21 protein-coding genes are annotated in these 24,311 nt (G+C 70.4%); 9 read left to right on the top strand and 12 right to left on the bottom strand.

Translation table 11 applies throughout. The features are described 5' to 3' along the window. Positions 1 to 84 precede the first annotated feature (84 nt). The 6 genes from ACLJRM_RS14450 to ACLJRM_RS14425 all read right to left on the bottom strand — a co-directional run bounded on the left by ACLJRM_RS14450 (position 85) and on the right by ACLJRM_RS14425 (position 5,050). Complete coding sequence (locus ACLJRM_RS14450) at positions 85 to 1,401, bottom strand: MCE family protein (RefSeq protein WP_101606440.1); 1,317 nt, start codon at positions 1,399 to 1,401, stop codon at positions 85 to 87. Continuing rightward, positions 1,398 to 2,246 carry an MlaE family ABC transporter permease gene (locus tag ACLJRM_RS14445; RefSeq protein WP_101606439.1) on the bottom strand — a complete coding sequence of 283 codons (849 nt, stop codon included), beginning with the start codon at positions 2,244 to 2,246 and terminating at the stop codon, positions 1,398 to 1,400. The genes ACLJRM_RS14450 and ACLJRM_RS14445 overlap by 4 nt, the downstream gene beginning before the upstream one ends. Before the next feature lies 1 nt (position 2,247). Continuing rightward, complete coding sequence (locus tag ACLJRM_RS14440; RefSeq protein ID WP_101606438.1) at positions 2,248 to 3,006, bottom strand: MlaE family ABC transporter permease; 759 nt, start codon at positions 3,004 to 3,006, stop codon at positions 2,248 to 2,250. Between the two features lie 118 nt (positions 3,007 to 3,124). Continuing rightward, positions 3,125 to 3,886, bottom strand: a complete 762-nt coding sequence (locus tag ACLJRM_RS14435; protein ID WP_410602205.1) for a glucose 1-dehydrogenase — start codon at positions 3,884 to 3,886, stop codon at positions 3,125 to 3,127. Between the two features lie 16 nt (positions 3,887 to 3,902). Then, positions 3,903 to 4,787 (bottom strand): 3-oxoacyl-ACP reductase, encoded by an 885-nt coding sequence (locus ACLJRM_RS14430; protein WP_410663220.1) that lies wholly within the window; start codon positions 4,785 to 4,787, stop codon positions 3,903 to 3,905. Between the two features lie 71 nt (positions 4,788 to 4,858). Beyond that, positions 4,859 to 5,050, bottom strand: coding sequence for a ferredoxin (locus ACLJRM_RS14425; protein ID WP_410663219.1), 192 nt, complete (start codon positions 5,048 to 5,050; stop codon positions 4,859 to 4,861). Positions 5,051 to 5,152: 102 nt separating this feature from the next. On the opposite strand from ACLJRM_RS14425, the gene ACLJRM_RS14420 reads away from it, so the two are divergent. From ACLJRM_RS14420 to ACLJRM_RS14400, 5 genes are all read left to right on the top strand, one after another. Then, positions 5,153 to 6,334, top strand: coding sequence for an acyl-CoA dehydrogenase family protein (locus ACLJRM_RS14420; RefSeq protein ID WP_101606434.1), 1,182 nt, complete (start codon positions 5,153 to 5,155; stop codon positions 6,332 to 6,334). Between the two features lie 9 nt (positions 6,335 to 6,343). Further along, positions 6,344 to 7,417 carry an acyl-CoA dehydrogenase family protein gene (locus ACLJRM_RS14415; protein WP_410663218.1) on the top strand — a complete coding sequence of 358 codons (1,074 nt, stop codon included), beginning with the start codon at positions 6,344 to 6,346 and terminating at the stop codon, positions 7,415 to 7,417. Then, on the top strand, positions 7,414 to 8,925 hold the full coding sequence (locus ACLJRM_RS14410; RefSeq protein WP_410663217.1) for a long-chain-fatty-acid--CoA ligase: 1,512 nt from the start codon (positions 7,414 to 7,416) through the stop codon (positions 8,923 to 8,925). The genes ACLJRM_RS14415 and ACLJRM_RS14410 overlap by 4 nt, the downstream gene beginning before the upstream one ends. A gap of 86 nt (positions 8,926 to 9,011) precedes the next feature. Beyond that, complete coding sequence (locus ACLJRM_RS14405) at positions 9,012 to 10,184, top strand: alpha/beta hydrolase family protein (RefSeq protein ID WP_410663216.1); 1,173 nt, start codon at positions 9,012 to 9,014, stop codon at positions 10,182 to 10,184. Then, positions 10,132 to 10,557 carry an SgcJ/EcaC family oxidoreductase gene (locus ACLJRM_RS14400; RefSeq protein ID WP_101606431.1) on the top strand — a complete coding sequence of 142 codons (426 nt, stop codon included), beginning with the start codon at positions 10,132 to 10,134 and terminating at the stop codon, positions 10,555 to 10,557. The genes ACLJRM_RS14405 and ACLJRM_RS14400 overlap by 53 nt, the downstream gene beginning before the upstream one ends. A gap of 33 nt (positions 10,558 to 10,590) precedes the next feature. Here the strand turns inward: ACLJRM_RS14400 and ACLJRM_RS14395 are convergent, their stop codons facing one another. From ACLJRM_RS14395 to ACLJRM_RS14385, 3 genes are read right to left on the bottom strand one after another with little or no spacing between them, the layout of a single operon-like run. Next, positions 10,591 to 13,287 (bottom strand): GNAT family N-acetyltransferase, encoded by a 2,697-nt coding sequence (locus ACLJRM_RS14395; protein ID WP_410663215.1) that lies wholly within the window; start codon positions 13,285 to 13,287, stop codon positions 10,591 to 10,593. Position 13,288: 1 nt separating this feature from the next. Next, positions 13,289 to 14,461 carry an acetoin utilization protein AcuC gene (locus ACLJRM_RS14390; RefSeq protein ID WP_101606429.1) on the bottom strand — a complete coding sequence of 391 codons (1,173 nt, stop codon included), beginning with the start codon at positions 14,459 to 14,461 and terminating at the stop codon, positions 13,289 to 13,291. A gap of 57 nt (positions 14,462 to 14,518) precedes the next feature. Continuing rightward, positions 14,519 to 15,367 carry a sulfurtransferase gene (locus ACLJRM_RS14385; protein ID WP_410663214.1) on the bottom strand — a complete coding sequence of 283 codons (849 nt, stop codon included), beginning with the start codon at positions 15,365 to 15,367 and terminating at the stop codon, positions 14,519 to 14,521. A gap of 108 nt (positions 15,368 to 15,475) precedes the next feature. On the opposite strand from ACLJRM_RS14385, the gene ACLJRM_RS14380 reads away from it, so the two are divergent. The 3 genes from ACLJRM_RS14380 (at position 15,476) to galE (ending at position 18,617) form a co-directional block, all read left to right on the top strand. Beyond that, positions 15,476 to 16,195: a metal-dependent transcriptional regulator gene (locus tag ACLJRM_RS14380; RefSeq protein WP_101606427.1), complete on the top strand. Its 720-nt coding sequence runs from the start codon at positions 15,476 to 15,478 to the stop codon at positions 16,193 to 16,195. Continuing rightward, positions 16,192 to 17,373: a galactokinase gene (gene galK, locus ACLJRM_RS14375; protein WP_410663213.1), complete on the top strand. Its 1,182-nt coding sequence runs from the start codon at positions 16,192 to 16,194 to the stop codon at positions 17,371 to 17,373. The genes ACLJRM_RS14380 and galK overlap by 4 nt, the downstream gene beginning before the upstream one ends. Positions 17,374 to 17,657: 284 nt before the next feature. Beyond that, positions 17,658 to 18,617, top strand: a complete 960-nt coding sequence (galE, locus tag ACLJRM_RS14370) for a UDP-glucose 4-epimerase GalE (protein WP_101613042.1) — start codon at positions 17,658 to 17,660, stop codon at positions 18,615 to 18,617. Here galE and ACLJRM_RS14365 read toward each other — a convergent pair. The 3 genes from ACLJRM_RS14365 to ACLJRM_RS14355 form a co-directional block, all read right to left on the bottom strand. Beyond that, complete coding sequence (locus tag ACLJRM_RS14365) at positions 18,586 to 19,650, bottom strand: DUF4192 domain-containing protein (protein ID WP_101606425.1); 1,065 nt, start codon at positions 19,648 to 19,650, stop codon at positions 18,586 to 18,588. The genes galE and ACLJRM_RS14365 overlap by 32 nt on opposite strands. Before the next feature lie 148 nt (positions 19,651 to 19,798). Further along, entirely contained in the window at positions 19,799 to 20,653 is an 855-nt protein-coding gene (locus tag ACLJRM_RS14360; protein WP_101606424.1) for a M23 family metallopeptidase, read from the bottom strand. 158 nt (positions 20,654 to 20,811) lie between these two features. Continuing rightward, positions 20,812 to 22,623: a Xaa-Pro dipeptidyl-peptidase gene (locus tag ACLJRM_RS14355; RefSeq protein ID WP_101606423.1), complete on the bottom strand. Its 1,812-nt coding sequence runs from the start codon at positions 22,621 to 22,623 to the stop codon at positions 20,812 to 20,814. An 82-nt stretch (positions 22,624 to 22,705) separates the two neighbouring features. Between ACLJRM_RS14355 and ACLJRM_RS14350 the strand changes: the two genes are divergently transcribed. Continuing rightward, complete coding sequence (locus ACLJRM_RS14350; protein ID WP_410663212.1) at positions 22,706 to 24,277, top strand: DUF4139 domain-containing protein; 1,572 nt, start codon at positions 22,706 to 22,708, stop codon at positions 24,275 to 24,277. The last annotated feature ends 34 nt before the right edge of the window (positions 24,278 to 24,311 follow it).

The following is a 24,311-nucleotide window of genomic DNA, read 5'->3' as shown; positions in this document are numbered from 1 at the left end:
CCGCATCACACGCGGTGAAAGCTCCCTTCACCGCGTCGCATGCGGCGAAGGGCCCCTTCAGCCCGCTCCTGGCTGACGTGGTCCTCATCGCAGTTCCACCTCCGCGCCCCGGTACAGCGGCCCCACCAGCAGGCTGCCCCAGTTCGGCACCCGGTCCGGCGTCGTCCCCATCGCCGGCGACACGAGCAGGTCGATCAGCCGTTGCTCGTCCGGCGTGTTCACCACCGAACCGCCCGCGCTCCCACCGGAAGGCAGGGTGCCGTCGGGATCACGTGGCGGCGCGGGTTTCGAGGACCCGTCGTCGATCGCGCCGTCCGGCGGGTACTGCGGCCAGCGTCCCGGCGGCGGGACCTCCGGATAGCAGCGGGGGCCGCGTTTGTCGTTGTACTTCGGCTCGTCGACGCCGGGCAGGTACTTGCCGCGGCTCGGCGTGAACTCGATCGTCACCCGGCTGACCTCGGGATGCGCGGTGCCCTTGCCGAACGCGAGTTCCGCGCGGGGCACCGATCCGGCCAGCTGCTTGAGCAGGCAGGGGTACTCCGGCGCGTACTTCGCGAGGACGTCCAAAGTGGGCTGGAGGCTGGTGGTGAGGCGGATCAGGTTGTCCTGGTTCACCTTCAGGAAGCTCGTCAGGTCGAGCGACGCCGCGGTCACCGTCGAGTAGACGTCGGCGAGACCGCGCTGGCTCTCGACCAGGGTCTTGCTCGTGGTGGTCAGATCCGACAGCGCGGCCAGCAGATCCGGCGCGGCCTTGTCGTAGATCTCGGCGGCATCGGCCAGTCCGGTGATGTCGGCCTTGAGATCGGGCAGCGACGGGTTCACCTTCCCGAGATAGTCCGAAAGCCCCGCCAGCGTCGAGCCGAGCTGCTTGCCCTGACCGTCCAAAGCGGACGCGACGGCGTTGAGCGTACTGGCCATCTTCTCCGGCTGGACGGCCTGCAGCAGCGGCATCACGTTGCCGAGCACGGTTTCCAGCTCGATCGCGCTGCTGCTGCGGTCCTGCGGGATGACGTCGCCCTCGCCGATGTGCCGCTCCGGCCTTTCCGGAATCTGCAAAGCGACATACCGCTCACCGAACAACGTCTTCGGCAGCAGCCGCGCGGACACGTTCGACGGGATGACCGACGTCTTGTCCGGCTGCAGCGCCAGGTCCATCGTCGCGCGATCGCCGTGGGCCCGGATCGTCCGCACCTCGCCGACGACCATCCCGCGTACCTTGACGTCCGCGCCCTCGCGCATCTGGTTGCCGATGCGGTCGGTCTCCAGTTTCACCAGGGTCACCGTGGTGAAGGCCTTCTGGTAGAAGGCGATGGTGGTGACGAAGAACAGCACGACCACCACGAGGAAGATCAGCCCGAGCACCTGGTGCCGGAGCCGCTGCAGCAGTGTCCCCCTGTTCACCCGGAAATCCTCACCGTCGTCGTGGCGCCCCAGATCGCGAGGCTCAGGAAGAAGTCGAGCACCGAGATCAGCACGATCGCCGTCCGCACCGCGCGGCCGACCGCGACCCCGACCCCGGCGGGCCCACCGCTGGCGGTGTAGCCGTAGTAGCAATGGGACAGGATGACGAGCACGCTGAAGATGATCACCTTGAGGAACGACCACAGGACGTCCTCGGGCGGCAGGAACAGCGTGAAGTAGTGGTCGTAGGTGCCCGCGGACTGGCCGTAGAGCCAGATGGTGATCTGCCGCGAGGCGAGATAGGACGAGAGCAGGCCGACGGCGTAGAGCGGGATGACCGCGGTGACGCCGGCGATCACCCGTGTCGTCACGAGGTAGGGCATGCTCGGCACGCCCATCACCTCGAGCGCGTCGATCTCCTCGGAGATCCGCATCGCGCCGAGTTGCGCGGTGAAGCCGCAGCCGACGGTGGCCGAAAGCGCGAGCCCGGCCGAAAGCGGCGCGACCTCGCGGGTGTTGAAGTAGGCCGAGATGAAGCCGGTCAGCGCGGCGGTGCCGAGCTGGTTCAGCGCCGAATAGCCCTGCAGGCCGACGATGAGACCGGTGAACAGCGTCATCCCGATCATCACGCCGAGCGTCCCGCCGATCACCGCGAGCGCGCCGGTGCCGAAGCTGACTTCGGTCAGCAGGCGGAAGACCTCACGGCCGTAGCGCCGGATCGTGCGCGGCGTCCATGCCAGCGCACGGAAGTAGAAGGACAGTTGCCCCCCGAAGCCCTCCAGCATCGCGCCGGGACGCGCGATGATCTCCAGGGTCCGGTCCGAAACAGCGGGTTCGGCTGCCATGTCACATCGCCTTCGGCGGCACGATCCGCAGGTAGATCGCCGTCAGCACGACGTTGATCAGGAACAGCAGCAGGAAGGTGATGACCACGGCCTGGTTCACCGCGTCGCCGACGCCCTTCGGCCCGCCCGCCGGGTTCAGCCCGCGGAAGGCCGCGACCACCCCGGCGACGAAGCCGTAGAGCAGCGCCTTGATCTCGCTGATCCACAGGTCCGGCACCTGCGCGAGCGCGTTGAAGCTGGCGAGGTACGCGCCCGGGGTGCCGCCCTGCATGACGACGTTGAAGAAGTAGCCGCCGAGCACCCCGACGACACTGACCAAACCGTTCAGCAGCACCGAAACCACGATCGCGGCCAGGACGCGGGGCACGATCAGGCGCTGGATCGGGTTGACCCCGAGCACCTCCATCGCGTCGATCTCTTCGCGGATCTTGCGGGCGCCGATGTCGGCGCAGACCGCGCTGCCGCCCGCGCCCGCCACCAGCAGCGCGGTGATGAGCGGGCTGGCCTGCTGCACGATCGCGAGCGCGCTCGCCGCGCCGGTGAACGACTGCGCGCCGATCTGCTGCGTCAGCGATCCGAGTTGCAGCGCGATGACCGCGCCGAACGGGATCGCCACCAGGGCCGTCGGCAGGATGGTGACGCTGGCGAAGAACCAGCACTGCTGGATCCATTCGCGGAACTGGAACGGGCGTTTGAAGATCGCGCGCAGGACCTCCCACGACAAGGTCGCGAGCCTGCCGACCTGTGTGAGCGCACCCATACCCGGGACGGACACCGACGCTCCCACAGAACCTCCCAGTAGCCTGCCCCGAGTCTTACTCCACCTGTCAACGCCCCAGTGCGTCAGCGGTGTTCACTTTGCTCTCGGCACCTCCGCGCTAGAACTTGAGTGCGTGCGTCGCCGTCGCGCCGCCGTCGGCGACGAATTCCGAGCCCGTGCTGTACGAACTTTCGTCACTGGCCAGGAACAACACGAGTTTCGCGATGTCTTCCGGCTGCCCGACGCGGCCCAAGGCGACCTTCTTGCCGACCCACGACATGTCGATCTTCTGCCCGCCCGCCGCCGCGGCGACCATCGGCGTGTCGATCGCGCCGGGATGGACCGAATTGACCCGGATGTTCTTCGCGCCGAGTTCGAGCGCCGCGACCTTGGTCATCCCGCGGATCGCGAACTTGCTCGCGGTGTAGGCGACGAGGAACGGCATCCCGGCGAGTCCTTCCACAGAGGACACGTTGACGATGGAGCCGCCTCCGGCCCCGGTCATCGGTTCAACGACCGAACGCATCCCGAGAAACGCCCCGATCTGATTGACCCGGATGACGCGTTCGTAGTCGGCCAGCGTGGTCTTCCCGAGTTCCGAGAAATGCAGGATGCCCGCGTTGTTGACCAGCACCGTCGGCGGACCGAACTCGGAGACCGTGCGCTCGATCGCGGCGTCCCACTCGGCCTCGTCGCCGACGTCGAGATGCTGGTAGACGGCGGCCTCGCCGAGATCCGCGGCGAGTTTTTTGCCGTCGAGGTCGTTGATGTCGGCGATCACCACCCGCGCGCCCTCGGCGACGAACAGCCGCGCGGCCGCCTCACCCTGGCCACGGGCACCGCCGGTGATCAGGGCCACCTTGCCGTCGAGCCTGCCCATCGTCATCTCCTCTGATTCACGGCAGCGACATGATTTCGGACGCGGAGAACATGCGTTCCGGGTCTCGGTCGGCGAAGTAGCCGCCCACGCTCGTGGCGAGTTCTTCGGTGGTCCAGGTGCCGTTGACGGTGTCGAACCGCTGCTCCACCGACGGCGGCCGCATGAGCGCGACCATCCCGCCGTAGACGAGGAACACCTGGCCGTTGACCCGGTCGGACTCGGGCGAGCAGAGGAAGGACACGAACGGCGCCACGTGGTCGACCGAAAGCGGGTCGACCCCTTCCGGCGCGTCGGCCCCGAAGACCCCTTCGGTCATCGCGGTGCGGGCGCGCGGGCAGATCGCGTTGGCGCGGACGCCGTAGCGGGAGAGGCCGCGCGCGGTGGAGACGGTGAGCGCGGCGATGCCCGCCTTGGCCGCGCCGTAGTTCGGCTGGCCGGGGGCACCGAGCAGGAAGGACTCCGACGCGGTGTTGACCACCCTGCCGTACACCGGAGCTCCGTCCACTTTGGACTTGTCACGCCAGTACGCCCCCGCGTTGCGGGAAAGCAGGAAGTGCCCGCGCAGGTGCACGCCGAGCACGGTGTCCCATTCCTCGTCGGACATCGAGAACAGCATCCGGTCGCGCAGGACGCCCGCGTTGTTGACCAGGACGTGGAGTCCGCCGAAATGGTCGACGGCGGCGGTGAGCAGCGCGTCCGCGGTCGAGGACTCCGACACGTCGCCGGTGACCGCGACGGCCTTGCCGCCCTCGGCCTCGATCTCGTCGGCCACCACCTGCGCGGCCGTCGAGACGTCGTTGACCACCACCGAGGCACCCGCCGCGGCCAGCGCCAGCGCCTCGGCCCGGCCGAGTCCCGCGCCGGCGCCGGTCACGATGGCCGTCTTGCCGTCCAAACTCACTCCGGGCCTCCTTGCCTCTCCGCACACACTAGAATCTGTTCTTGCTCCGTGCAAGACCTAAATAAACGGTGCTAACCACGTATGAGCAGCGCATTCTTCGGACAGCTCGCCACAGCTTGAGTAACACGTTCTACTTGATTTGCCGGAACTTCGCCGGACGCGAAGACCAGCTCCTCCTCGTCGTCGAGATCGAAGACCTCGGGCGCGAAGCCGACACAGATCGCGTTCGCCTCGCAGAGCGAGCGATCGACGTCGATCTCCATATTCCCTCCTCGCCGCCACACTGGTACAACTAGAACAGGTTCTACCCTACCGCCGCGGGCGGCCATGGCACCAGTAACGAGCACCGACGGCAGAGGTGACGGATGCGGATCGACTACACGCCGGAACAGCGCGCACTGGCCGGGGAACTGCGGGAGTACTTCGCCGGACTGATGACCCCCGAACGCCGTGAAGCCCTGTCCGGCGACGGCGGCGAGTACGGCGACAGTGTGGTGTACAAGGAAATCGTGCGCGAGCTCGGCAGCTCGGGCTGGCTCGCGATCGGCTGGCCCCGCGAGTACGGCGGGCAGGACCGGCCGATGCTCGACCAGCTCATCTTCACCGACGAGGCGGCCGCCGCCGGGGTGCCCGTCCCGTTCCTCACGGTGAACACCGTCGGGCCGACCATCATGCGCTACGGCACCGAAGAGCAGAAGGCGTTCTACCTGCCGAAGATCGCCGCCGGCGAACTGCATTTCGCGATCGGCTACTCCGAGCCCGGCGCGGGGACCGACCTGGCGGCGCTGCGCACCCGCGCGGTCCGCGACGGCGACGACTACGTGATCAACGGCCAGAAGATGTGGACGAGCCTGATCGAGTACGCCGACTACATCTGGCTGGCCGCCCGCACCGACCCGGACGCCCGCAGGCACAAGGGCTTGAGCATGCTGATCGTGCCGACGTCCGCGCCCGGCTTCTCCTGGACGAAGGTGCGCACGGTCGCCGGACCGGGCACGAGCGCGACCTACTACGACGACGTACGCGTACCGGTGACCTCCCGGGTCGCGGGCGAGAACGAGGGCTGGCCGCTCATCACGAACCAGCTCAACCACGAACGGGTCGCGCTGACCTCGGCCGCCCCGATCCAGACCTCGTTGCGTGAAGTGCGGACCTGGGCGCAGACGACCAAACTGCCCGACGGCTCCCGCGTCATCGACGCGCCGTGGGTGCGACTGCACCTGGCGCGGATCCACACCCACGCGGAGTACCTGAAACTGCGGAACTGGCGGATCGCCTGGGCGGCCGCGAGCAGCGATCTCGGCCCCGCCGAGGCTTCGGCGACCAAGGTGTTCGGCACGGAGTTCGCGACCGAGGCCTACCGGCTGATGATGGAGATCCTCGGCGCGGGCGCCGTGGTCCGCGAGGGCTCCCCCGGCGCGCTGCTGCGCGGCCGGGTCGAACGGCTGCACCGGTCGTCGCTGATCCTCACCTTCGGCGGCGGCGCCAACGAGATCCAGCGGGACATGATCGCCGCGACCGCCCTCGGCCTGCCCATCACGCGCTAGGAGGCACAGATGGACTTCACGCTCACCGAAGCGCAACAGGATCTCGCGTCGCTCACGCGCCGGATCCTCACGGACAAGGTCACCCCCGATGTGCTGGGGCCGCACGGTTCCGGCGGCTTCGACGCTCCACTATGGACCGCTCTGGCCCAGGCGGGAGTGGTCGACGCCGCCCTGCCGCAGTCGGTGGGCGGTGGCGGGTTCGGGCTGCTGGAACAGTGTTCCGTCCTGGCCGAGATCGGCCGCGCGGTCGCGCCGGTGCCCTACCTGACTTCGGTCGTGATGGGCGCGGCCGCGGTCGCCGAATTCGGGGACGGCAGGCTCGCCGAGCGCTGGGTGGTCCCGGTGCTGCGCGGCGACCACGTTCTCGCGGTGGCGCTGCCGGACTACGGCGTGCCCTGCGGCTTCACCGCCGAGGCCGACGGCGACGGCTGGCGGCTGACCGGCGCGCAGACCGCGGTGCCTTCGGGCGCTTTCGCACACGGCTTCCTCGTCGAAGCCGCCCTCGACGGCGGCCGTCAGGTGTTCCTGCTCGACCGGGACTCGGTGACCGTCTCGCCGCAACGGACCGTCGACCACGCCGACGCGGCGCTGGTCGAACTGTCCGGGGCGAAGTCCGCGGTCTCGCTGGGCGACGTCGGCGAATGGCTGCGGCTGCGCGGGACGATCGGGGTCTGCGCGCAGCAGCTCGGCGTCGTCGAACGGGCGCTGGAAATGACCGCGGCGTACGCGCGGGAACGCAAGCAGTTCGGCCACCTCATCGGGAGCTTCCAGGCGGTGCGGCAGCGGCTCGCCGACGCCTACGTCGATGTCGAAGCCGTCCGGCTGACGTTGTGGCAGGCAGCCTGGCGGCTGAGCGAAGGACTTCCGGCGGCCGAAGAGGTCGCGACGGCGAAGTTCTGGGCGGCCGAGGCCGGTCACCGTGTCGCGCACACCGCCGTGCACATCCACGGCGGGGTCGGCATCGACGTCGACCACACGCTGCACCGGTACTTCGTCGCGGCGAAGCGGCTCGAGTTCACCTTCGGCGGGGCGACCGCGCAGACGCGGGGCCTCGGCGATCTCCTGGCCGCGGACCCGGCATGACGCCCACGGTCACGGAACTCCTGCTCGCCCGGGCAGAAGACCCGTCGACCGGGCTGCTGTTCGAAGACCGGCGCTGGTCCTGGGCCGAACACGTCCGGGCCTGCGCCGGTCACGCGGCCGCGCTCGCCCGGATGCTCCGTCCCGGCGGGCATTTCGGGCTGCTGGCGGACAACGTCCCCGAGTTCTCGTTCCTGCTCGGCGGCGCGGCGTTGTCAGGACACGTGCTGGTCGGCCTGAACCCGACGCGCCGGGGCGCGGCGCTGGCCCGCGACGTCGCGCTGGCCGATTGCGAACTGGTGTTCGCGGAGGAGAAGTACCTTCCGCTGCTGTCCGAGACGGCTGTCCCGGTGCTGCCGTTGAGCGAGCTCGAACCGCTGCGGGAGGCTGTCGTTCCCGTGGCGGCGAAGCCCGAAGACCTGCTCATGCTGATCTTCACCTCGGGAACCAGCGGCGACCCGAAGGCCGTCCGGTGCACGCACGGCAAGATCGCGTACCCCGGCGAGATGCTGGCCGGCCGGTTCGGTCTGTCCACACGGGACACGGTGTACGTGTCGATGCCGATGTTCCACTCCAACGCCATCATGGCGGGCTGGTCGGTCGGGCTCGCCGCGGGCGCGGGGATCGCGTTGCGGCGCCGGTTCTCCGCCTCCGGTTTCCTGCCGGACGTCCGGGAGTTCGGCGCGACCTACGCCAACTACGTCGGCAAGCCACTGTCCTATGTGGTCGCCACACCCGAGCGGGACGACGATGCCGACAACCCACTGAAACTGGTGTACGGCAACGAAGGCACGGAAGCCGACCTCGCCGCTTTCGGCAAGCGGTTCGACTGCCACGTGGTCGACGCGTTCGGTTCGACCGAGGGCGGCGTGAACTTCGGCCGGGACGCCACCACCCCGGCCGGTTCACTCGGCCGCCTGCTCGACGGTGTCGCCGTCCTCGATCCGGAGACCGGGAAACCCCGTCCCCCGGCGGAATTCGACGCGGCCGGGAAGCTGCTCAACGCCGCCGAGGCGGTCGGCGAACTGGTCAACACCGGCGGAGCGGGCTTCTTCGCCGGGTACTACGGCGATCCGGCCGCCGAGGCCGAGCGGATGCGCGACGGGATGTACCACACCGGCGACCTGGCCTATCTCGACGCGGACGGCTACTGCTACTTCGCCGGGCGGCTCGGCGACTGGCTCCGCGTCGACGGCGAGAACCTCGGCACCGCCCCGATCGAACGCGCGCTCCTCCGGCATCCGGCGGTCCGGGAGGCGGCCGTGTACGGCGTGCCGGATCCGCGGGTGGGCGACCAGGTGATGGCCGCACTGGTCTGCCGGGCGCCGGTCGACGCGGGCGAGTTCGCCGCTTTCGTGGTGGCACAAGGCGATCTCGGGCCGAAGCAGCGGCCCCGGTTCGTGCGGGTGGTCGAGGAACTGCCGCGGACGGCGACGCACAAGATACTCAAGCGGGAGCTCGCGGCCGAAGGTGTCGCCGAGGCATGGGAAGTCCGCTACCCCCGCCCCTGATCCACCCGGGATGGGTGGGATCCCAGGGTCGGGACCGGTGATCTTCCTGATGCCCCGGCGCCGGCGCGCTCCCTAAGTTCGGTGCCATGACACGAACACTGCGCCGGATCGGCGTCCTCGCCACCGCGCTCGCACTGCCCGCCGTCCTCATCACGCCGTCCGCGTCGGCGGCGCCCGTCCGCTTGAGCCTGACCGCGCCGACCGGGCCTTACGCGGTCGGCAGCACCGATCTCCATCTGGTCGACCACTCCCGCCAGGACCCGTGGGTTCCCGGCGTCACGCGGGAACTCATGGTCACCGTGCGGTACCCGGCCTTGCGGAGCGGGAAACCGAAAGCGCCTTACATGGCACCAGGAGTCGCGAAGGTGGTGGCCGAAGGCGACGCCGCCAAACTGGGCATGGACGCGAGCCTGATCGACTACCGCTTCCCCACCCATTCGCGGCTCGGGGCGCCGGCACTGGGTGGCAAGCGGCCTGTCGTGCTGTATTCGCCCGGCGGCACCTTGTCCCGGTCGCACGGCACCACTCTGCAGGAGCAGCTCGCGAGCGAGGGTTACGTCGTCGTGGCGATCGACCACACCCACGAAGCGGAAGCGGTCGAGTTCCCCGGTGGCCGCGTCGAGAAGAAGGCCCTGCCGCCTTCGAGCATCGAGGTGTCGAAGAGGGTTATCGAGACCCGCGTCCAGGACACGCGGTTCGTCCTCGACTCGCTCCACCTGAACCGGGCCGGCATGTTCGGCCACTCCGCGGGCGGGTTCACCGCTGGCGAGACGATGGTGACCGACAGGCGCATCGTCGCCGGGGCGGACCTCGACGGCAGCATGGCCCACTCGCAGTCGCAGCGGATCTTCGGCCGTGTCGCCGATGAGGGTCTGGACCGGCCGTTCCTGCTGATGAGCGCAGGCAATCACAGCGCCGCCTCGGACGCGTCCTGGCAGGAGTTCCAGCGCAACCAGCGCGGCTGGACCCGCGAAACGCGCCTGCCGGACGGCGAGCACTTCAGCTTCACCGACTACCAGACCTTGTTGCCGCAGCTGGGCAACGCCCCGGCCGCGTTCATCGGCACCATCGACCCGGCGCGGAGCGTCGCGGCCCAGCGAGCCGAACTGAGCGCGTTCTTCGGCAGGAACCTGGGTCACCGGAGCAGCGACACCACGGTCCGCTTCCTGCTAAACAGGGGACAGACGTTGCAAAGGGAGGACAGCGATGACCACCGAGGAGATCATCACTTCGCTGGAACGCGCCTGGAACACCGGTGACGGTGAGGCGTGGGCCGCGAACTTCGCCGAGGACGTGGACTTCGTCGACGTCGTCGGCCGCATCCAGCGCGGCCGCGCGACGATCGCCCGCGAAAGCCAGAAGATCTTCGACACCATCTACCGGGGCAGCAGGCTGGAGCTCCGCCAGGTGTCGAGCCGCCCGCTCGGCGGCGGGCTCGACCTCGTGCACACCGAAACGGTGATGTCCATCCCGGCGGGCCCCCTCGCCGGGGAGCAACGCGCGGTGCAGACGATGGTCGTCCAGGACGGGCGGGTCGCCGCGTTCCACAACACGATCCGGGGCGACATCGCGGAGTTCACCGGCCACGACGCGGATTTCGCCGCGCGCTCGCCCCAGGATTGGGATTCCTGATCGGCGCCGTTCGCGGGACAGTGCTCCCCGGGCTCAAGTAAGGGCGTTGATCGGCCGCAGCCGCCGCGGCCCGGTGTCGGGGCGGGACGGCGGCGGGCCCAGCACGATCCGGGCGTTGGCGACGAAGGCGCCGTCCGGTGAGGCCAGGATCGGGTCGAGGGTCATCGAGCGGACCTCGGGGTTGTCCTCGGCGAGCGCCGCGACGCGCAGCACGATGTCCTGGAGCGCGGCCAGATCCGCCGGCTCGTCGCCGCGGTACCCGGTGAGCAGCGGCGACGTCCGCGGCTCGCGCAGCAACGTGGCGGCGTCGACGTCGGTGAGCGGGACTGCGCGGTAGGCGCGGTCGCCCAGCAGTGTGCTGACCAGCCCGGAAAGACCGAACGACACGAGCGTGCCGAACGACGGGTCGTCCTGCAGCCCGATCACGCACGAGATGCCCTTGGGCGCCATCCGCTGGACGTAGACGTCGTCGTCGCCGGAGATCTCCCGCAGATCGAGGTACGCCCGGCGCACTCCGTCCACAGAGGACAGATCGAGCCGCACCCCGGCGAGGTCCGGCCTGCCGCGCAGCCGCTCGTCGACGGCCTTGAGGGTGACCGGGAATCCCAGGTCCTCGGCCTCCTTCACCGCTTCGTCCGCGGAAGTCACGACCCGGAAAGGGACGACGTCGATGCCGTAGCAGCCCAGGAGCCGGACCACGTCGTCGTCGGAAAGCAGGGTCGTCTTGCCGTCCTCGCCCGTCAGGAGTTCGTTGACGATCGCCTGAGCCTGCTCGGCGTGCAGTCCCGCGGGCCGCACCAGATTGCCTTGCGGCCGCTGCCGCCAGGCCGCGTAGCGCACGACCCGCGCGAGCGCGTTCACCGCGCGTTCGGGACTGGGGTACGACGGGACCGAACCCCGCGTCGGCACGCCGTCCTCGGACAGCACGGCCAGTTCGTCCGGCACGCCCTCGACGGCCAGGAAGGTCGACACGATCGGCTTGTCCTTGTCCATCTCGACGACGGCCTCCCGCAACGCGCGGGCGTAGGCGGTCCCCGGGATGGCGAGCGGGGGCACGAAGACCACGACGAGCGCGTCGGTCTCCGGTGAGTTGAGTGCTTCGCGCACGGCCGCGGCGAACTCCTCCGGACCCGCCTGCGGCCCGACGTCGACCGGATCCGAGGCCAGCCGGAGGCCTTGCGCCCGCGCGGTGTCGGCGGCGAGCAGCCCGATGGCGCTGGAGTTGCCCACGATGGCGATCCGCGGCCCGGCCGGCAACGGCTGATGGGCGAAGACCAGCGCGGTGTCGAAGAGTTGCGCGAGCGTGTCGACGCGGACGACGCCCGCCTGCTCGAACAGCGCCTGGACACTGGACTCGTCGACCTCCGCCGAGGTCGCGGCGAGTTGCGGGCGGACGGCGTGCCTGCCGGATTTCACCGCCACCACCGGCTTCGTCCGCGCCAGCCGCCGGGCGAGCCGGGCGAACTTGCGCGGGTTGCCGAACGATTCCAGGTACAGCAGGACGAGATCGGTCGCCGGATCGGTCTCCCAGTACTGGAGCAGGTCGTTGCCGGAGACGTCGGCCCGGTTCCCCGCCGAAACGAACGTCGAAAGGCCGAGACCGCGCGCTTCGGCGTCGGCGAGGATCGCGGTGCCCAGCGCGCCGGACTGGCAGAAGAACCCGGTGCGGCCGCGGGCGGGCAGCCGGGGCGCCAGGGTGGCGTTGAGCCGGACCGCGGAGTCGGTGTTGAGCACGCCCAGCGCGTTCGGGCCGACCACGCGCATGCCGTGCGCCCTGGCCTCCCCGACCAGCCTCAGTTCGGCGTGCAGCCCGTGCGGCCCGGCCTCGGCGAACCCGCCCGAGACGATCAGAAGGGTCTTGACCCCCTTGGCCAGCGCACCGTCCAAAACGGACTCGACGGCCTCGGCGGGGACGGCGACCAGCGCGAGGTCGACGTCTTCGGGGATGTCCACGACGGACGGATAGGCGTGGACGCCGCGGACGGACTTGTGCTCCGGGTTGACCGGGTAGACGGTGCCCGCGAAGTCGGCGCTCAGCAGGTTCGTGAGGGCGACGTAGCCGATCTTCGTCGGATCGGTGGACGCGCCGATCACCGCGACCGATTTCGGGTGCAGCAGGTTGTGCACGCTGCGGGCCTCGGCGGCCTGTTCCCGGGAGCGGGCGACGGCGAGGGATTCCTCGGTCGGGTCGATGTCGAACTCCAGGTGCAGCACGCCTTCTTCGATCTCGCGGCTGACCTGGTAGCCCGCGTCGCGGAACACGCGGACCATCGCCGCGTTCTCGGCGAGCACCTCGGCGACGAAGCGGCGGAGCCCGGATTCCGAAGCGGCCGCGGCCAGGTGCTCCAGCAGGATCGACCCGAGCCCGCGGCCCTGGTGGGCGTCGTCGACGACGAACGCGACCTCGGCCGACGGCCCGTGTTCGAGCCGTTCGTAGCGGCCGACCGCCACGATGTCGTCGCCCAGCAACGCGACGAAGGCGACCCTGTCGTGGTGGTCGACGACGGAGAACCGTTGGAGGTCGCGCTGCGGGATCCGCGGATAGGCGCCGAAGTACCGGAAGTACCGGGTGCGTTCGGACAACCGGCCGTGGAAGGCGACGAGCCCGTCGGCGTCGCTGGGGATCACCGGGCGCAGGTGCACCGTGCCGCCGTCGGAGAGCAGGACGTCGGCCTCCCATTCGCGCGGGAAGTCGAAGGGGTCGCGGTTACCGGTGCCCTCACTTGTCATGTCAGTCCCTCGGATCGTCCGGATCGAGACCGTGCAGCGGGAAGATCGCGCGGCGGGTGTCGCGGATGGCGATGTCGACCGGCTCGTCCGCCCCGTCTCCCCACGGGACGAAGGCGGTTTCGCGGTCGTCGGACATGCTGGGCGGGATCTCGGCGTTCGGCGCCGCCCTGGAGATCGACGCGACCCAGTTCGGCGGCAGCGCCGTCGCCGGGTCGACGTCGCGATCGAGCACGGTGGCGAGCAGATGGGTCCAGGACCGCGGCACCACCCGGATCAGCTGGTAGCCACCGCCGCCCACGGCGAGCCAGCGGCCGCCCGCGTGCGCTTCGGACAGTTCCCGCAGCCGCCGGTAGATGGCGCGATGGCCGTCCACCGAGAGCGAGAGATCCGCCAGCGGGTCTTCTTCGTGTGAATCGACGCCGCATTGGGTGACGAGGATCTGCGGCCGGAACTGCTCCAGCAGTGACGGCACCACCGCGTCGAACGCCCGCAGCCAGCCGCCGTCGCGGGTGCCGGGCGGCAGCGGGAGGTTGACCGCGGTGCCCTCGGCGCCGCCCTTGCCGATCTCCGCCGAGTAGCCGGTGCCCGGCCACAACGTGAACGGGTGCTGGTGCAGGGAAACGGTCAGCACCCGGGGATCGTCGTAGAACGCCGCCTGCACGCCGTCGCCGTGGTGGACGTCGGTGTCGACGTACGCGACGCGATCGAAACCGTGGTCCAGCAGCCACGAGATCGCCACCGAGCAGTCGTTGTAGACGCAGAAGCCCGACGCCCTGTCCGGCATCGCGTGGTGCAGCCCGCCGGCGATGTTCACCGCCCTGGTCGCCTCGCCCTCGGCGATCTTGCGCGCGGCCAGCAACGTCGAGCCGACCACGAGGGCCGAAGCCTCGTGCATCCCGGTGAACACCGGGTTGTCCTCGGTGCCGAGCCCGTGCGCGAAATCGGCACCGGTCATCGGTGCCTGCCGGACGGCCTCGATGTACTCGCCGATGTGGACGCGGCGCAGCTCGTCCTCACCCGCGGGCCCGGGGACGAGCAGCTCGACCCCGTCGAGCACGCCGAGTTCGGTGGCGAGCCGGATCGTCAGTTCGAGCCGCACCGGATTGAACGGATGCTCGCCGCCGAGGTCGTAACCCAGCAGCGAGGAGTCCCATACGACGGCCGGTGCTCGCATGGCACGGACTCTAGTGCCCGGAAGCGGCTCATGCCCCGTCCCCGGCCGCCGCGCGGGTCAGCCGGGCAGGTCCCCGGTGGCCACCGGGCGCTCCGGATCGCGGGACCAGTGCGACCACGAACCCGCGTACAACGCCGCGGGCTCCGGGTGACCGGCGACCTCGAGCGCGAGGACGACGGACGAGGCGGTGACGCCCGATCCACAGTAGACACCGACCGGGGTTTCCGGATCCACGCCGAGTCCTTCGAACCGCTCGGCCAGTTCCGAGGCGTCACGCCAGCGGCCGTCCTCCGCGAGATGCCCGGAGAAGGGCGCGTTGACCGCGCCGGGGATGTGCCCGGCGCGCGGGTCGATCGGCTCGGTCTCCCCCGCGTACCTCGGCTTGGCGCGGGCGTCGAAGAGCAGCCCTTCCCTGGCCAGCGTGGCGGCCCCGGCCGCGTCCAGCACCGGCATGCCGCCGGGCTTCACCACGATGTCGCCCTCCTCGGGCGAGGGGATCTCGCCGGTGAGCGGGCGCTCTTCCTCGGCCCAGGCGGCGAATCCGCCGTCCAGCACGGCGACCTCGGTGTGCCCGGCCCAGCGCAGCAGCCACCACGCCCGCGCCGCGACCGAACCGTCGGAGTCGTCGTACACCACGACCGGGTGACCGGCGCGGATCCCGGCCGCCCGCAGATGCCGCTGCAGAGTCTCCGGCTCGGGCAGCGGGTGACGGCCGCCGTCGCCCGGCTCCCCCGCGAGCGCCGTGTCGAGGTCGACGTACGCCGCGCCCGGGAGATGTGCCTCACGATAGGAATCGGCGCCCGGCGGGCCCGCGAGCCGCCAGCGGACATCGAGGACTACGGAGCGTGCCGATTCCGGCCCGGAGAGCTGCGCGGCGAGTTCGCTGGTGGTGATCATGGGGCGCATGGGCCCATCTTCCCGTGCCTCGCGGCTCCACGCCCAGCTTGGGGGACTTTTCCCGCCTCGGAGCTTGTTGTCCCCACGCGTGCGTCGCTGTCAGTGCCAGCGACTACGATGAGCAACGCGGACGAAGGGGACAGCGTGAACGATCTCATCGACACCACAGAGATGTACTTGCGTACGATTTACGAACTCGAAGAAGAGGGTGTCGTCCCGCTGCGGGCCCGGATCGCGGAGCGGCTGCAGCAGAGCGGCCCGACCGTGAGCCAGACCGTCGCCAGGATGGAACGCGACGGGCTGGTCGTGGTCGCGGACGACAGGCACCTGCAACTGACGGAACACGGCCGCGAGCTGGCCATCGCGGTCATGCGCAAGCACCGGCTCGCCGAGCGCCTCCTGGTCGATGTGATCGGGCTGGAGTGGGAACACGTCCACAACGAGGCCTGCCGCTGGGAACACGTGATGAGCGAGGCCGTCGAGCGCAAGCTGGTCAAGCTGCTCGACCACCCCACCACGTCGCCCTACGGCAACCCGATCCCGGGACTGGACAAGCTCGGCGACGGCGATCCCGCCCCGCCGGCCGAAGCCGACCTGGTGCGGCTCGACGAGTTCGCCCGCATGGGTGGCGGCGAAGTCGAGATCCGCCGGATCGCCGAACACGTGCAGCTCGACGAGACGCTGATGACGGAGCTCAAGTCGGTCGGCATCGTGCCCGGCAGCCGGGTCAAGGTCGGCAAGACGGCGCCCGGCGGGACCATCGAGGTCACCGGCGGGAACAACACCGCCCAGGTGCCGGTCTCGGCGCTGCACGCCGTGCTGGCGCAGGCCAGGTGAGCGCCGCGTCCGACGCTGCGGGGACCTTCCGGACCCTGCACGGCCGGGCTCCGGCGGGCGTCTGGTCCGCACCCGGCCGGGTGAACCTGATCGGTGAGCACACCGACTACAACGACGGTTTCGTGCTGCCGTTCGCCCTCCCGCACCGGCTCGCCGCGGCGGCGTCCCCGCGCGAGGACGGCGCGCTGACGGTGGCCACCCTCGGCTCGGACGGCCGGGTCCAGGAATCCGGCCCGCTCACCATCGCCGACCTGCGGCCCGGCTCGGTCGACGGGTGGGCCGCGTACCCGGCGGGGGTCGCCTGGGTGCTGCGTGACCAGGGGCTCGGCGCCGGCGCGGACGTGGCGATCGCGGGGGACGTGCCCTCGGGGGCGGGCCTGTCCTCCTCCCACGCTCTCGAATGCGCCGTCGCGCTCGCCCTCCTGGGGCTGGCGGGCCGCACTCCGGGGACCGGCGCGGGTTCGCCCGCCCTGCACGAGGTGGCGCGCTGGGTGCAGCGTTCGGAGAACGACTTCGTCGGTGCGCCGACCGGTCTGCTCGACCAGACGGCTTCCTTGTGCTGCACGGAATCGAACGTGCTGTTCCTCGACGTCCGGTCCGGCGAGATGGAGCAGGTGCCGTTCCCGCTGGAGGAATCCGGCGTCCGGATCCTGATCATGGACAGCCGCACGAAACACTCGCACGCCGAGGGCGGCTACGGCGAACGCCGCCGGGGCTGCGAACGCGCCGCGGAACTGCTCGAAGTGAAGGCGCTGAGGGACATCGGCGTCGACGGGCTGGACGCCGCGCTCGCCAAGCTTCCGGAGGACCTGGTGCCGCTGGTGCGCCACGTCGTGACGGAGAACCAGCGGGTCCTCGACACCGTGGATCTGCTGCGTGCCGGCCGGATCACCGAGATCGGCCCGCTGCTGGACGCCTCGCATGTCAGCATGCGCGACGACTACCGGATCTCCACCCGTGAACTCGACCTCGCCGTCGATTCGGCCCGCGAAGCCGGGGCGCTCGGCGCGCGGATGACCGGCGGCGGCTTCGGCGGTTCGGCCATCGCCCTGGTCCGCGAGTCCGATGTGGACACCGTGGGGCGGGCGGTGAAGGCCGCGTACGAGGCGGCGGATCTGCGCCACCCCAGGCTGTTCACCGCGGTGCCTTCGCGTGGCGCGGGCCGCGACACGCTTTAGTGGGTAGAGCTGGCGGCTCAGCGCGCGCCGGGGTGACGATGAAGGAATCGGGACGTTGAGTGTCCTGATTCCTACATCGTCGAGGGGTCGGGCCGGTCTCGGGTCTTGATCAACGGAGGATCGGGGACACTCAACGTCCCCGATCCTCCGTTGATCAAGAGAAGCCTCTCGACCCCCACCCCCGGGCGCGGCAGGTGCCCGGGGGCGAGGAGACTGAGCACCCACCGCATCCGCAGCAGAAAGGCGCGAACGTGACCGACGAACCGACCAAGACCCTGAAGCTGATGGTGACGGGCGGAGCCGGTTATGTGGGCAGCGTTTGCGCGGCCCGCCTCATCGAGGCCGGGCACGACGTCACCGTGGTCGACGACCTCTCCACCGGGCACGCCGACGCGGTGCACCCGGACGCCACCTTCGTCGAGGGCGACGCCGCCGAGGTCGCGCGGCGCCTTCTCGGCGACGGCTTCGACGGTGTCCTCCACTTCGCCGCCAAGTCGCTGGTCGGCGAGTCGATGACGGATCCGGCGAAGTACTGGGAGGGCAACGTCCTGACCTCGCTTCGCCTGCTCGAGGCGATGCGCGACCACGGCACGAAGCGGCTGGTGTTCTCCTCCACCGCGGCCACCTACGGCGAGCCCGAGTCCTCTCCCATCCCGGAGACGGCGCCGACGCAGCCGACGAACACCTACGGCGCGACGAAGCTGGCCATCGACCACGCGATCACGTCGTTCTCGCGGGCCCACGGCATCGCCGCCGTCAGCCTGCGCTACTTCAACGTCGCGGGCGCCTACGGCACCTTCGGCGAGCGGCACACCACCGAAACCCACCTGATCCCCCTCGTCCTCCAGGTCGCCACCGGGGACCGCGAGCGGATCCAGATCTTCGGTGACGACTACCCGACCGCGGACGGCACCGCCATCCGCGACTACATCCACGTCGTCGACCTCGCCGACGCGCACCAGCTGGCCCTGCGCCACGCGGTGGACGGCGAGCACCGCGTCTACAACCTCGGCAGCGGCACCGGTTTCTCCGTGCTCGAGGTGATCGAGGCGTGCCGCCGCACCACCGGTCACGAGATCCCCGCCGCGGTCGCGCCGCGCCGGGCGGGCGACCCGTCGGTGCTGGTGGCCTCCAGCGAGCGGGCGAACGGCGAACTCGGCTGGAAGCCCGAGCGCACCGACCTCGACGGCATCGTGGCCGACGCGTGGGCGTTCACTCAGTCCCGCCAAGCGGCTCGAGGCTGAGCGCGGGCGGCGCTTCCTCTCGCTGTCGAAGGACGATTCCGGCCACTTCGGACGGCGCCAGCATCGTGTCCAACGCGGCGGTCAGCAGCCTGGCCAGGTTGTGGTCCGGATCGACTTCGCAGGCCCTCGCCAGTGCTATCCCGGCGGAGGCGAGATCGCCGCGGGCGTAGGCGGCGTGCGCTTTCAGGCACAGCGCTTCGGCGGATTCCGGCTCCGGTAGCTCCCTGGCGAGACGGAGCCAGAGATCTTCCGCGACCCGTGCCAAAGGCGAGTCGGCGGGAGCCGCGGTGAGCAGGCAGGCGCCCCGGACCTCGACCAGGGAAAGCGCCCAGGCCAGCCGGACGGCCTGATCGTCGGTGAGCGTCAGGTCACCCCGCTGGTACCGGGCGAGGGCCGCGTTGACCTCGGCGAGCCCCCCTTCGACGACGGCGTCGCCGCCCCACGGCGGGTCGGCCAGCCGGTTCAGGAGATCGGCACGCCGCGCGAGCGTCTCCGCCGGACCGGCTTCGAAGAGGCGCTCCAGCTCCTCCCTGCTCTCGCGGATGACGCGGCCGTCGCCGATGGCGACCGCGGCGATCACCGACTCGCGGGGGTCGGGGAGGATGCCGCCACAGGTCTTCTCGCGGTAGCACGCCCATCTGACGCCCGCGGTGAAGGACGGCACCCAGAGCGAGTGCAGCAAAGGGATGTCGTACTCGGCGAGCGAGGATTCCAGGCGCCGGACGAAGCGGCGGCGAGGCGGCCGCCCGGCCGGGTTCGGGGCGCCTCCGCCGACGACGGCCACCGTGGCGCCGGTGTGCGCGGTCGCGGCGAGCCGCGCCGCGAGGTCGAGCGCCTGGTCTTTCTCCAGGCCGGGTGGCGGGAGGTCCACGCGCAGGGTGAGGCCCTGCTGCTTGCGGTCCGGTCCTCGCTGCCCGAAGACGACGACGGAGTTCTCGGGGTGGAACCCGAGGATGTACGGGATCGCGGCGAGCAGGTCCGCCGGATCCTTCAGGTCGACCTTGGTCCTGCCGGTCGGGGTGGATGTGGTCATGCCCCCACCCTGCGGCGGGAATGGGCCGCTGGGTGGGGGCAGGACAGATCTGTGGACGGCCGGGACCGTTGTGGACAACCGCCGCCGGGACCGGTCCGGGGCGCCGATCCTGTCGGTGGGGTGGTCTACCGTGCCCGGCTCCTCGGGATCAGCCGCAGTGTTCGAACGGGCTCTCGTAGGCGTTCGTCCCGACCGAGCCGCCCCACTTGACGCAGGTCGAAGCGGCCGTCTTCTTCACCGGTCCGGCGTAGTAGGTGAAGCTGCCGGAATCGGTGGTGCGCGCCGAACCCTGGACTTCGAGGAACGCCGACACCGGCGACGCGGTGCCGAGCGAAACCGCCTTCAGCGTGGTCGCGCAGTTGGCCTTGGTCGAAGCGTTGTAGAGCAGGTACGCCGTGCCGGAACCGCCGGCGAGCGCCTGCGAGTCGACCACGGAGAAGCCGCTGCCGCACACCTCGGTGGCCTCGTACGGGTTGCCGCCGCACGAGTTCTTGCTGGTGAAGTTCGTGTGGCCGTAGTACGGCACCGCGACCCCGTTCAGCTTCGCCTTCTGCGCCGTTCCGTTGAGCCGCTCTTCGAAGTGCAGGTGAGGACCGGTCACGCCGCCGGTCGCCCCGGCCGTGCCGATCTGCTTGCCGAGGCTGACCGACTGGCCGACCGAGACCGACTGGGTCGACAGGTGGGCGTAGCGGGTGGTCCAGCCGCCACCGTGGTCGATCTCGACCCAGCGCCCGTAGCTCGTGCTGCCTTCGTTGGCGACCCGGGTGATCTTGCCGCCCGCCGAGGCCAGCACCGGCATCCCGGTGATCCCCGACTTCTGGAAGTCGACCGAGTTCGCCGGGCTGTGCCCGCTGAACGTCGCGGCCGTGACCGTCACCCCGCACTTGAACGGGACCTGGAAGTTCGGGGCGGCCGACGCCTGCGCCGTACCGGCCAGCGTCAGGCCGAGCGCGGGGAGAACGGCGGCCGCGGCGAGCGCTGCGAAGCGGCGCAACCTGGACATGGAGACCTCCATCTGGTGGGGAAGCCGGACGCGGCGAAGCAAAGCCGGAGGAAATACATTTTCCATACAAGCCCGAGGTCGGGTCGGCGTTTTCCACCCGGAAACGCCGAATGCCACGTCCGGGTGGACGTGGCATTCGGGGGCGGACCGGCCGGGACTCAGCCGAAGGCGGCGCGCAGCGCGGGCTTCCCGCCCGCCACCGGCAGCACCACGGTGGTGCGGTTCAGCTCGAGCGAGATCCCCGCTCCCGCCTTCGGCCGGAGCGTGTAGTCGTGATCGCTGGAGGCCAGCAGGAACTCGATCTTGTGCCCGGTCGCGAGCAGGTAGTCCTTCGCCACCAGCTCGACCTCGATCTGGTACTTCTCACCGGGGGTGATCGGGTCGGTGCGGGCGGGGTCGCGACGGTTCTGCGGATCGGTCCAGCCGCGGCTGATCACCTTGGCCGTGCCGTTCGGGGCGCGGTCGACGAGCACCGCCGTCACGTTCGCGGCGGGCTTGTCGAAGGACACCGACAGTCCGGCCTTCGCGGTACCGGAAAGGCGTACGGGCTGCTTCGCCGCGGTGGTCGAGTACAGCAGCCGGTTACCCGACGAGGCAGCGTTGGCGAGCTGTTCGACGGTCTTGCTCGCGTCGTCGGCCAGCTTCTCGACGGCGGGCTTGCCCGGAACGGCGTTGCCCGTGTCGAGCTTGCCCTTCGAGGAGCCACCGGGCCACGGGTAGAGCTTCACGTCCTGGGTGCCGGGCAGCGGCCACTCGGCCTCGTCCACCCACGAATTGTCCTCGCGCTGGATGGTGGCCTTCGGCTCGCGCTCGATGCCGTTGTCCAGGTCGTAGAGGTAGTGCGACATCCACTTGTTGAGCGTGGCGAGCCAGACGTCGCGGCGGAGGCTGTACGGGTCGGCGTGGCCGGACTGGTGCAGCCAGATCTTGTGCTCGACGCCGTGCTGCTTGAGCGCCTCGTACCAGCGGGTGCCCTGGTCGGTCTTGACGTTCCAGTCGTTGAGGCCGTGCACCACGAGCACCGAGGCCCGCACCTTGCGCACGTCGTTGCGGTAGTTCCGCACGTCCCAGAAGGGGCTGTAGTCGCCGCTCACCCGGTCCTGGTCGACCGCGATGCCGTCGATCAGCGGACGGCAGACGGCGCGATCCTGGCGCGTGTAGACGTAGTCGGCGAGCACGTCCGCGTCCTCGCCCTGGTAACCGCCGGCCGCGACGACGGCGCCGTCGTTGCGGTAGTAGTCGTACCAGCTGGAGATCGCCGCGATCGGGACGATCGTCTCCAGCCCCTCGACGCCGGTGCTGGCCACCGCATTGGGCAGCGTCCCGTTGTAGGAAACGCCCGTCATGCCGGTCTTGCCGGTGCTCCAGTCCGCGACGGCGGCCTTGCCCGACGCGTCACGCGCCGTCGCCCTGCCGTTCAGCCAGTCCACAATGGACTTCGCGCCGATGGTCTCGTTGACGTCGCCGGTGCTCGGGCAGCCGGTGGACTGCCCGCTGCCGAGCGACTCCCCGTACACCACGGCGAAGCCGCGGGCGGTGAAGTAGTCCTGGTAGCGCCAGCTGATCGGCGCCGCGTTCGGGCCGACGGTGCTGGTCGCGATCCGCGGGCCCGCGGGGGCGCGCTTGGCGCCGGGCACGTACAGCTCGACGTCGACGTTGTGGTTCGCGACGTCGTTGCCGCCCGCGTAGTACGGGCTGGCCTGGTAGACGACCGGGACCTTCATCCCCTGCTGGGTCGCGCGGGGCCGCACCACCTCGGCGTGCACGAGGTCGTCCTTGCCGTCGCCGTCGCTGTCGACCGGCGCGGTGACCCAGACGTTCTCCCGGATGACGTCCGCCGGGTTGAACACCGGTTGCGCCTGACCGTCCTTGAAGACCGGCGTTGGTGGCGCGTCGGCTTGGGCGGGCAAAGCCGTCGCCGGTAGAACCAAGACGGCGGTGAACAGGGCGGCGAGCCTGGCGACTCTCACGTGACCCCCAAGGGCGGGTGGGCAAGACGCAGCTGAGGTTTCCGGCCCCCTGAACGGGTGTCAAGAGACTAACGTCGGGGGCATGCCGAGCACCGTGGAAGCACCGATCGTCGCCGTCACCGTCTACCCCCACCATGCCCGGATAACGAGACGGGCGTCGGCACGCCTTGACAACGAGACGCGGTTCAGCTTCGCCGGGCTGCCGTGGAATCTGGACAGCGATTCGGTCCGTGTCACCGGGTCCGGTCCGGCGGTCATCGCCGGGGTCGACGTCGCCGTCGAGCGCCACCCCGCGCCCGCGGACGCTTCCCTGCGCGCGCTGACCGAGCGGCGGCGGGCCGACCAGGCGATGGTCGACGAGGTCGCCGACGCCGTCGCCGCGGAGAGCGCGAAGGTCGACCTGCTGACAGGCGTGGCGAAGCGGAGTGGCGGCAGTTTCGCGAAGGCGCTCGCGGCGGGCACGGCGGAACCGCCCCGGGTCGCGGAAGTCACCGACGCGCTCGGCACGCAACTGGCCGAGGCGCTGGGCAAACGCCGCGAACTCGGCATCCGGCTGGCCGCGCTCCGCGACGACCTCGGCGCGCTGGACCGGGAGATCCAGGCCAGACAAGGCCAGTCCGAAGTGGACAGCGCGACGGTCACGGTCGAACTGGAAAGCCAGGAGGACCGCGCGGAAATCGGGCTCGAACTGTCCTATGTGGTCGCGAACGCGAGCTGGGAGCCCGGCTACGACGTGCGTGTCCGCGGCGAGGACGTCTCAGTGACCTGGTACGGGCGGATCACCCAGCACACCGGCGAAGACTGGCCCGAATGCGAGCTGGCGCTCTCGACCGCGCGTCCGGCGAACACCGTGGAGGTACCGGAACTCGATCCGTGGTTCCTCGACCGTGTGCGCCCGGTCGAACCGGTGATGGCGCGGGCCGCGTACGGCAGCGCGTCACCGGCGGGCGGCGGGATGCCGGAAGCGGCGGGTTTCCGGAACCTGGCGGCACCCGCCCCGGCGATGGCGGTGCGCACCGCGTCCGCCGAGGAGGGCGCCACCGCGGTCACCTACCGGCCGGGACGCCCGGTGGCGGTGCCTTCGGGAGCACAGGGCCACCGCACGACGCTGGCACAGCTCGAACTGACCGCCAAACTGGGCTACATCACCGCCCCGGCGCGGTCACCGGAGGCCTTCCTGCGGGCGACCGTGGTCAACACGTCGGAGCACACGCTGCGGCCGGGTAAGGCGTCCGTGTTCCACGAGACGGAGTTCGTCGGCACCACACGGCTCGAAGTCTGGGCGCCGGGTGAGGAGCTCGAACTCGCCCTCGGCGTGGACGACCGGATCCGGGTCGACCGGGAACTCTCGCACCGCACGGCGAGCAAGGCGACCTTGTCCGGTGTTCGCAAGCGGGAGGCCGCCTACACCACGACGATCGTCAACCACAGCCCGCGCGAAGCCGTCGTGACCGTGCTGGACCAGGCGCCGGTCTCTCGCGACGAGGCGATCACGGTTCGCGACGTGCGCGCCGTCCCGGATCCGGTGGAGCGGACCGAGCTGGGCGAGATCACCTGGCGGCTGACGCTCGCTCCGGGTGCGAAGGGTGTCGTGACGCTCGGGTACCGGGTGGACGTCGCCAAGGGTGTCGAGCTGTCGGGGTGGCGCGAGTAGCCGGGAAGGCCCGACGACGCTGTCGGGCGGCGGA

The sequence above is a fragment of the Amycolatopsis sp. lyj-84 genome, assembly GCF_046549075.1.
Lineage (GTDB): Bacteria > Actinomycetota > Actinomycetes > Mycobacteriales > Pseudonocardiaceae > Amycolatopsis.
The sequence above is the reverse complement of the archived record's forward strand: the minus strand, read 5'-3'. Positions and strand labels throughout refer to the sequence as shown.

Excerpts from the sequence above, each read along its gene's own strand:
- ACLJRM_RS14445 (WP_101606439.1), bottom strand. The coding sequence starts at position 2,246 with ATGGCAGCCGAACCCGCTGTTTCGGACCGGACCCTGGAGATCATCGCG.
- ACLJRM_RS14440 (WP_101606438.1), bottom strand. The coding sequence starts at position 3,006 with ATGGGTGCGCTCACACAGGTCGGCAGGCTCGCGACCTTGTCGTGGGAG.
- ACLJRM_RS14435 (WP_410602205.1), bottom strand. The coding sequence starts at position 3,886 with ATGGGCAGGCTCGACGGCAAGGTGGCCCTGATCACCGGCGGTGCCCGT.
- ACLJRM_RS14425 (WP_410663219.1), bottom strand. The coding sequence starts at position 5,050 with ATGGAGATCGACGTCGATCGCTCGCTCTGCGAGGCGAACGCGATCTGT.
- ACLJRM_RS14420 (WP_101606434.1), top strand. The coding sequence starts at position 5,153 with ATGCGGATCGACTACACGCCGGAACAGCGCGCACTGGCCGGGGAACTG.
- ACLJRM_RS14415 (WP_410663218.1), top strand. The coding sequence starts at position 6,344 with ATGGACTTCACGCTCACCGAAGCGCAACAGGATCTCGCGTCGCTCACG.
- ACLJRM_RS14410 (WP_410663217.1), top strand. The coding sequence starts at position 7,414 with ATGACGCCCACGGTCACGGAACTCCTGCTCGCCCGGGCAGAAGACCCG.
- ACLJRM_RS14405 (WP_410663216.1), top strand. The coding sequence starts at position 9,012 with ATGACACGAACACTGCGCCGGATCGGCGTCCTCGCCACCGCGCTCGCA.
- ACLJRM_RS14400 (WP_101606431.1), top strand. The coding sequence starts at position 10,132 with ATGACCACCGAGGAGATCATCACTTCGCTGGAACGCGCCTGGAACACC.
- ACLJRM_RS14395 (WP_410663215.1), bottom strand. The coding sequence starts at position 13,287 with ATGACAAGTGAGGGCACCGGTAACCGCGACCCCTTCGACTTCCCGCGC.
- ACLJRM_RS14390 (WP_101606429.1), bottom strand. The coding sequence starts at position 14,461 with ATGCGAGCACCGGCCGTCGTATGGGACTCCTCGCTGCTGGGTTACGAC.
- ACLJRM_RS14385 (WP_410663214.1), bottom strand. The coding sequence starts at position 15,367 with ATGCGCCCCATGATCACCACCAGCGAACTCGCCGCGCAGCTCTCCGGG.
- ACLJRM_RS14380 (WP_101606427.1), top strand. The coding sequence starts at position 15,476 with ATGAGCAACGCGGACGAAGGGGACAGCGTGAACGATCTCATCGACACC.
- galE (WP_101613042.1), top strand. The coding sequence starts at position 17,658 with ATGGTGACGGGCGGAGCCGGTTATGTGGGCAGCGTTTGCGCGGCCCGC.
- ACLJRM_RS14365 (WP_101606425.1), bottom strand. The coding sequence starts at position 19,650 with ATGACCACATCCACCCCGACCGGCAGGACCAAGGTCGACCTGAAGGAT.
- ACLJRM_RS14360 (WP_101606424.1), bottom strand. The coding sequence starts at position 20,653 with ATGTCCAGGTTGCGCCGCTTCGCAGCGCTCGCCGCGGCCGCCGTTCTC.
- ACLJRM_RS14350 (WP_410663212.1), top strand. The coding sequence starts at position 22,706 with ATGCCGAGCACCGTGGAAGCACCGATCGTCGCCGTCACCGTCTACCCC.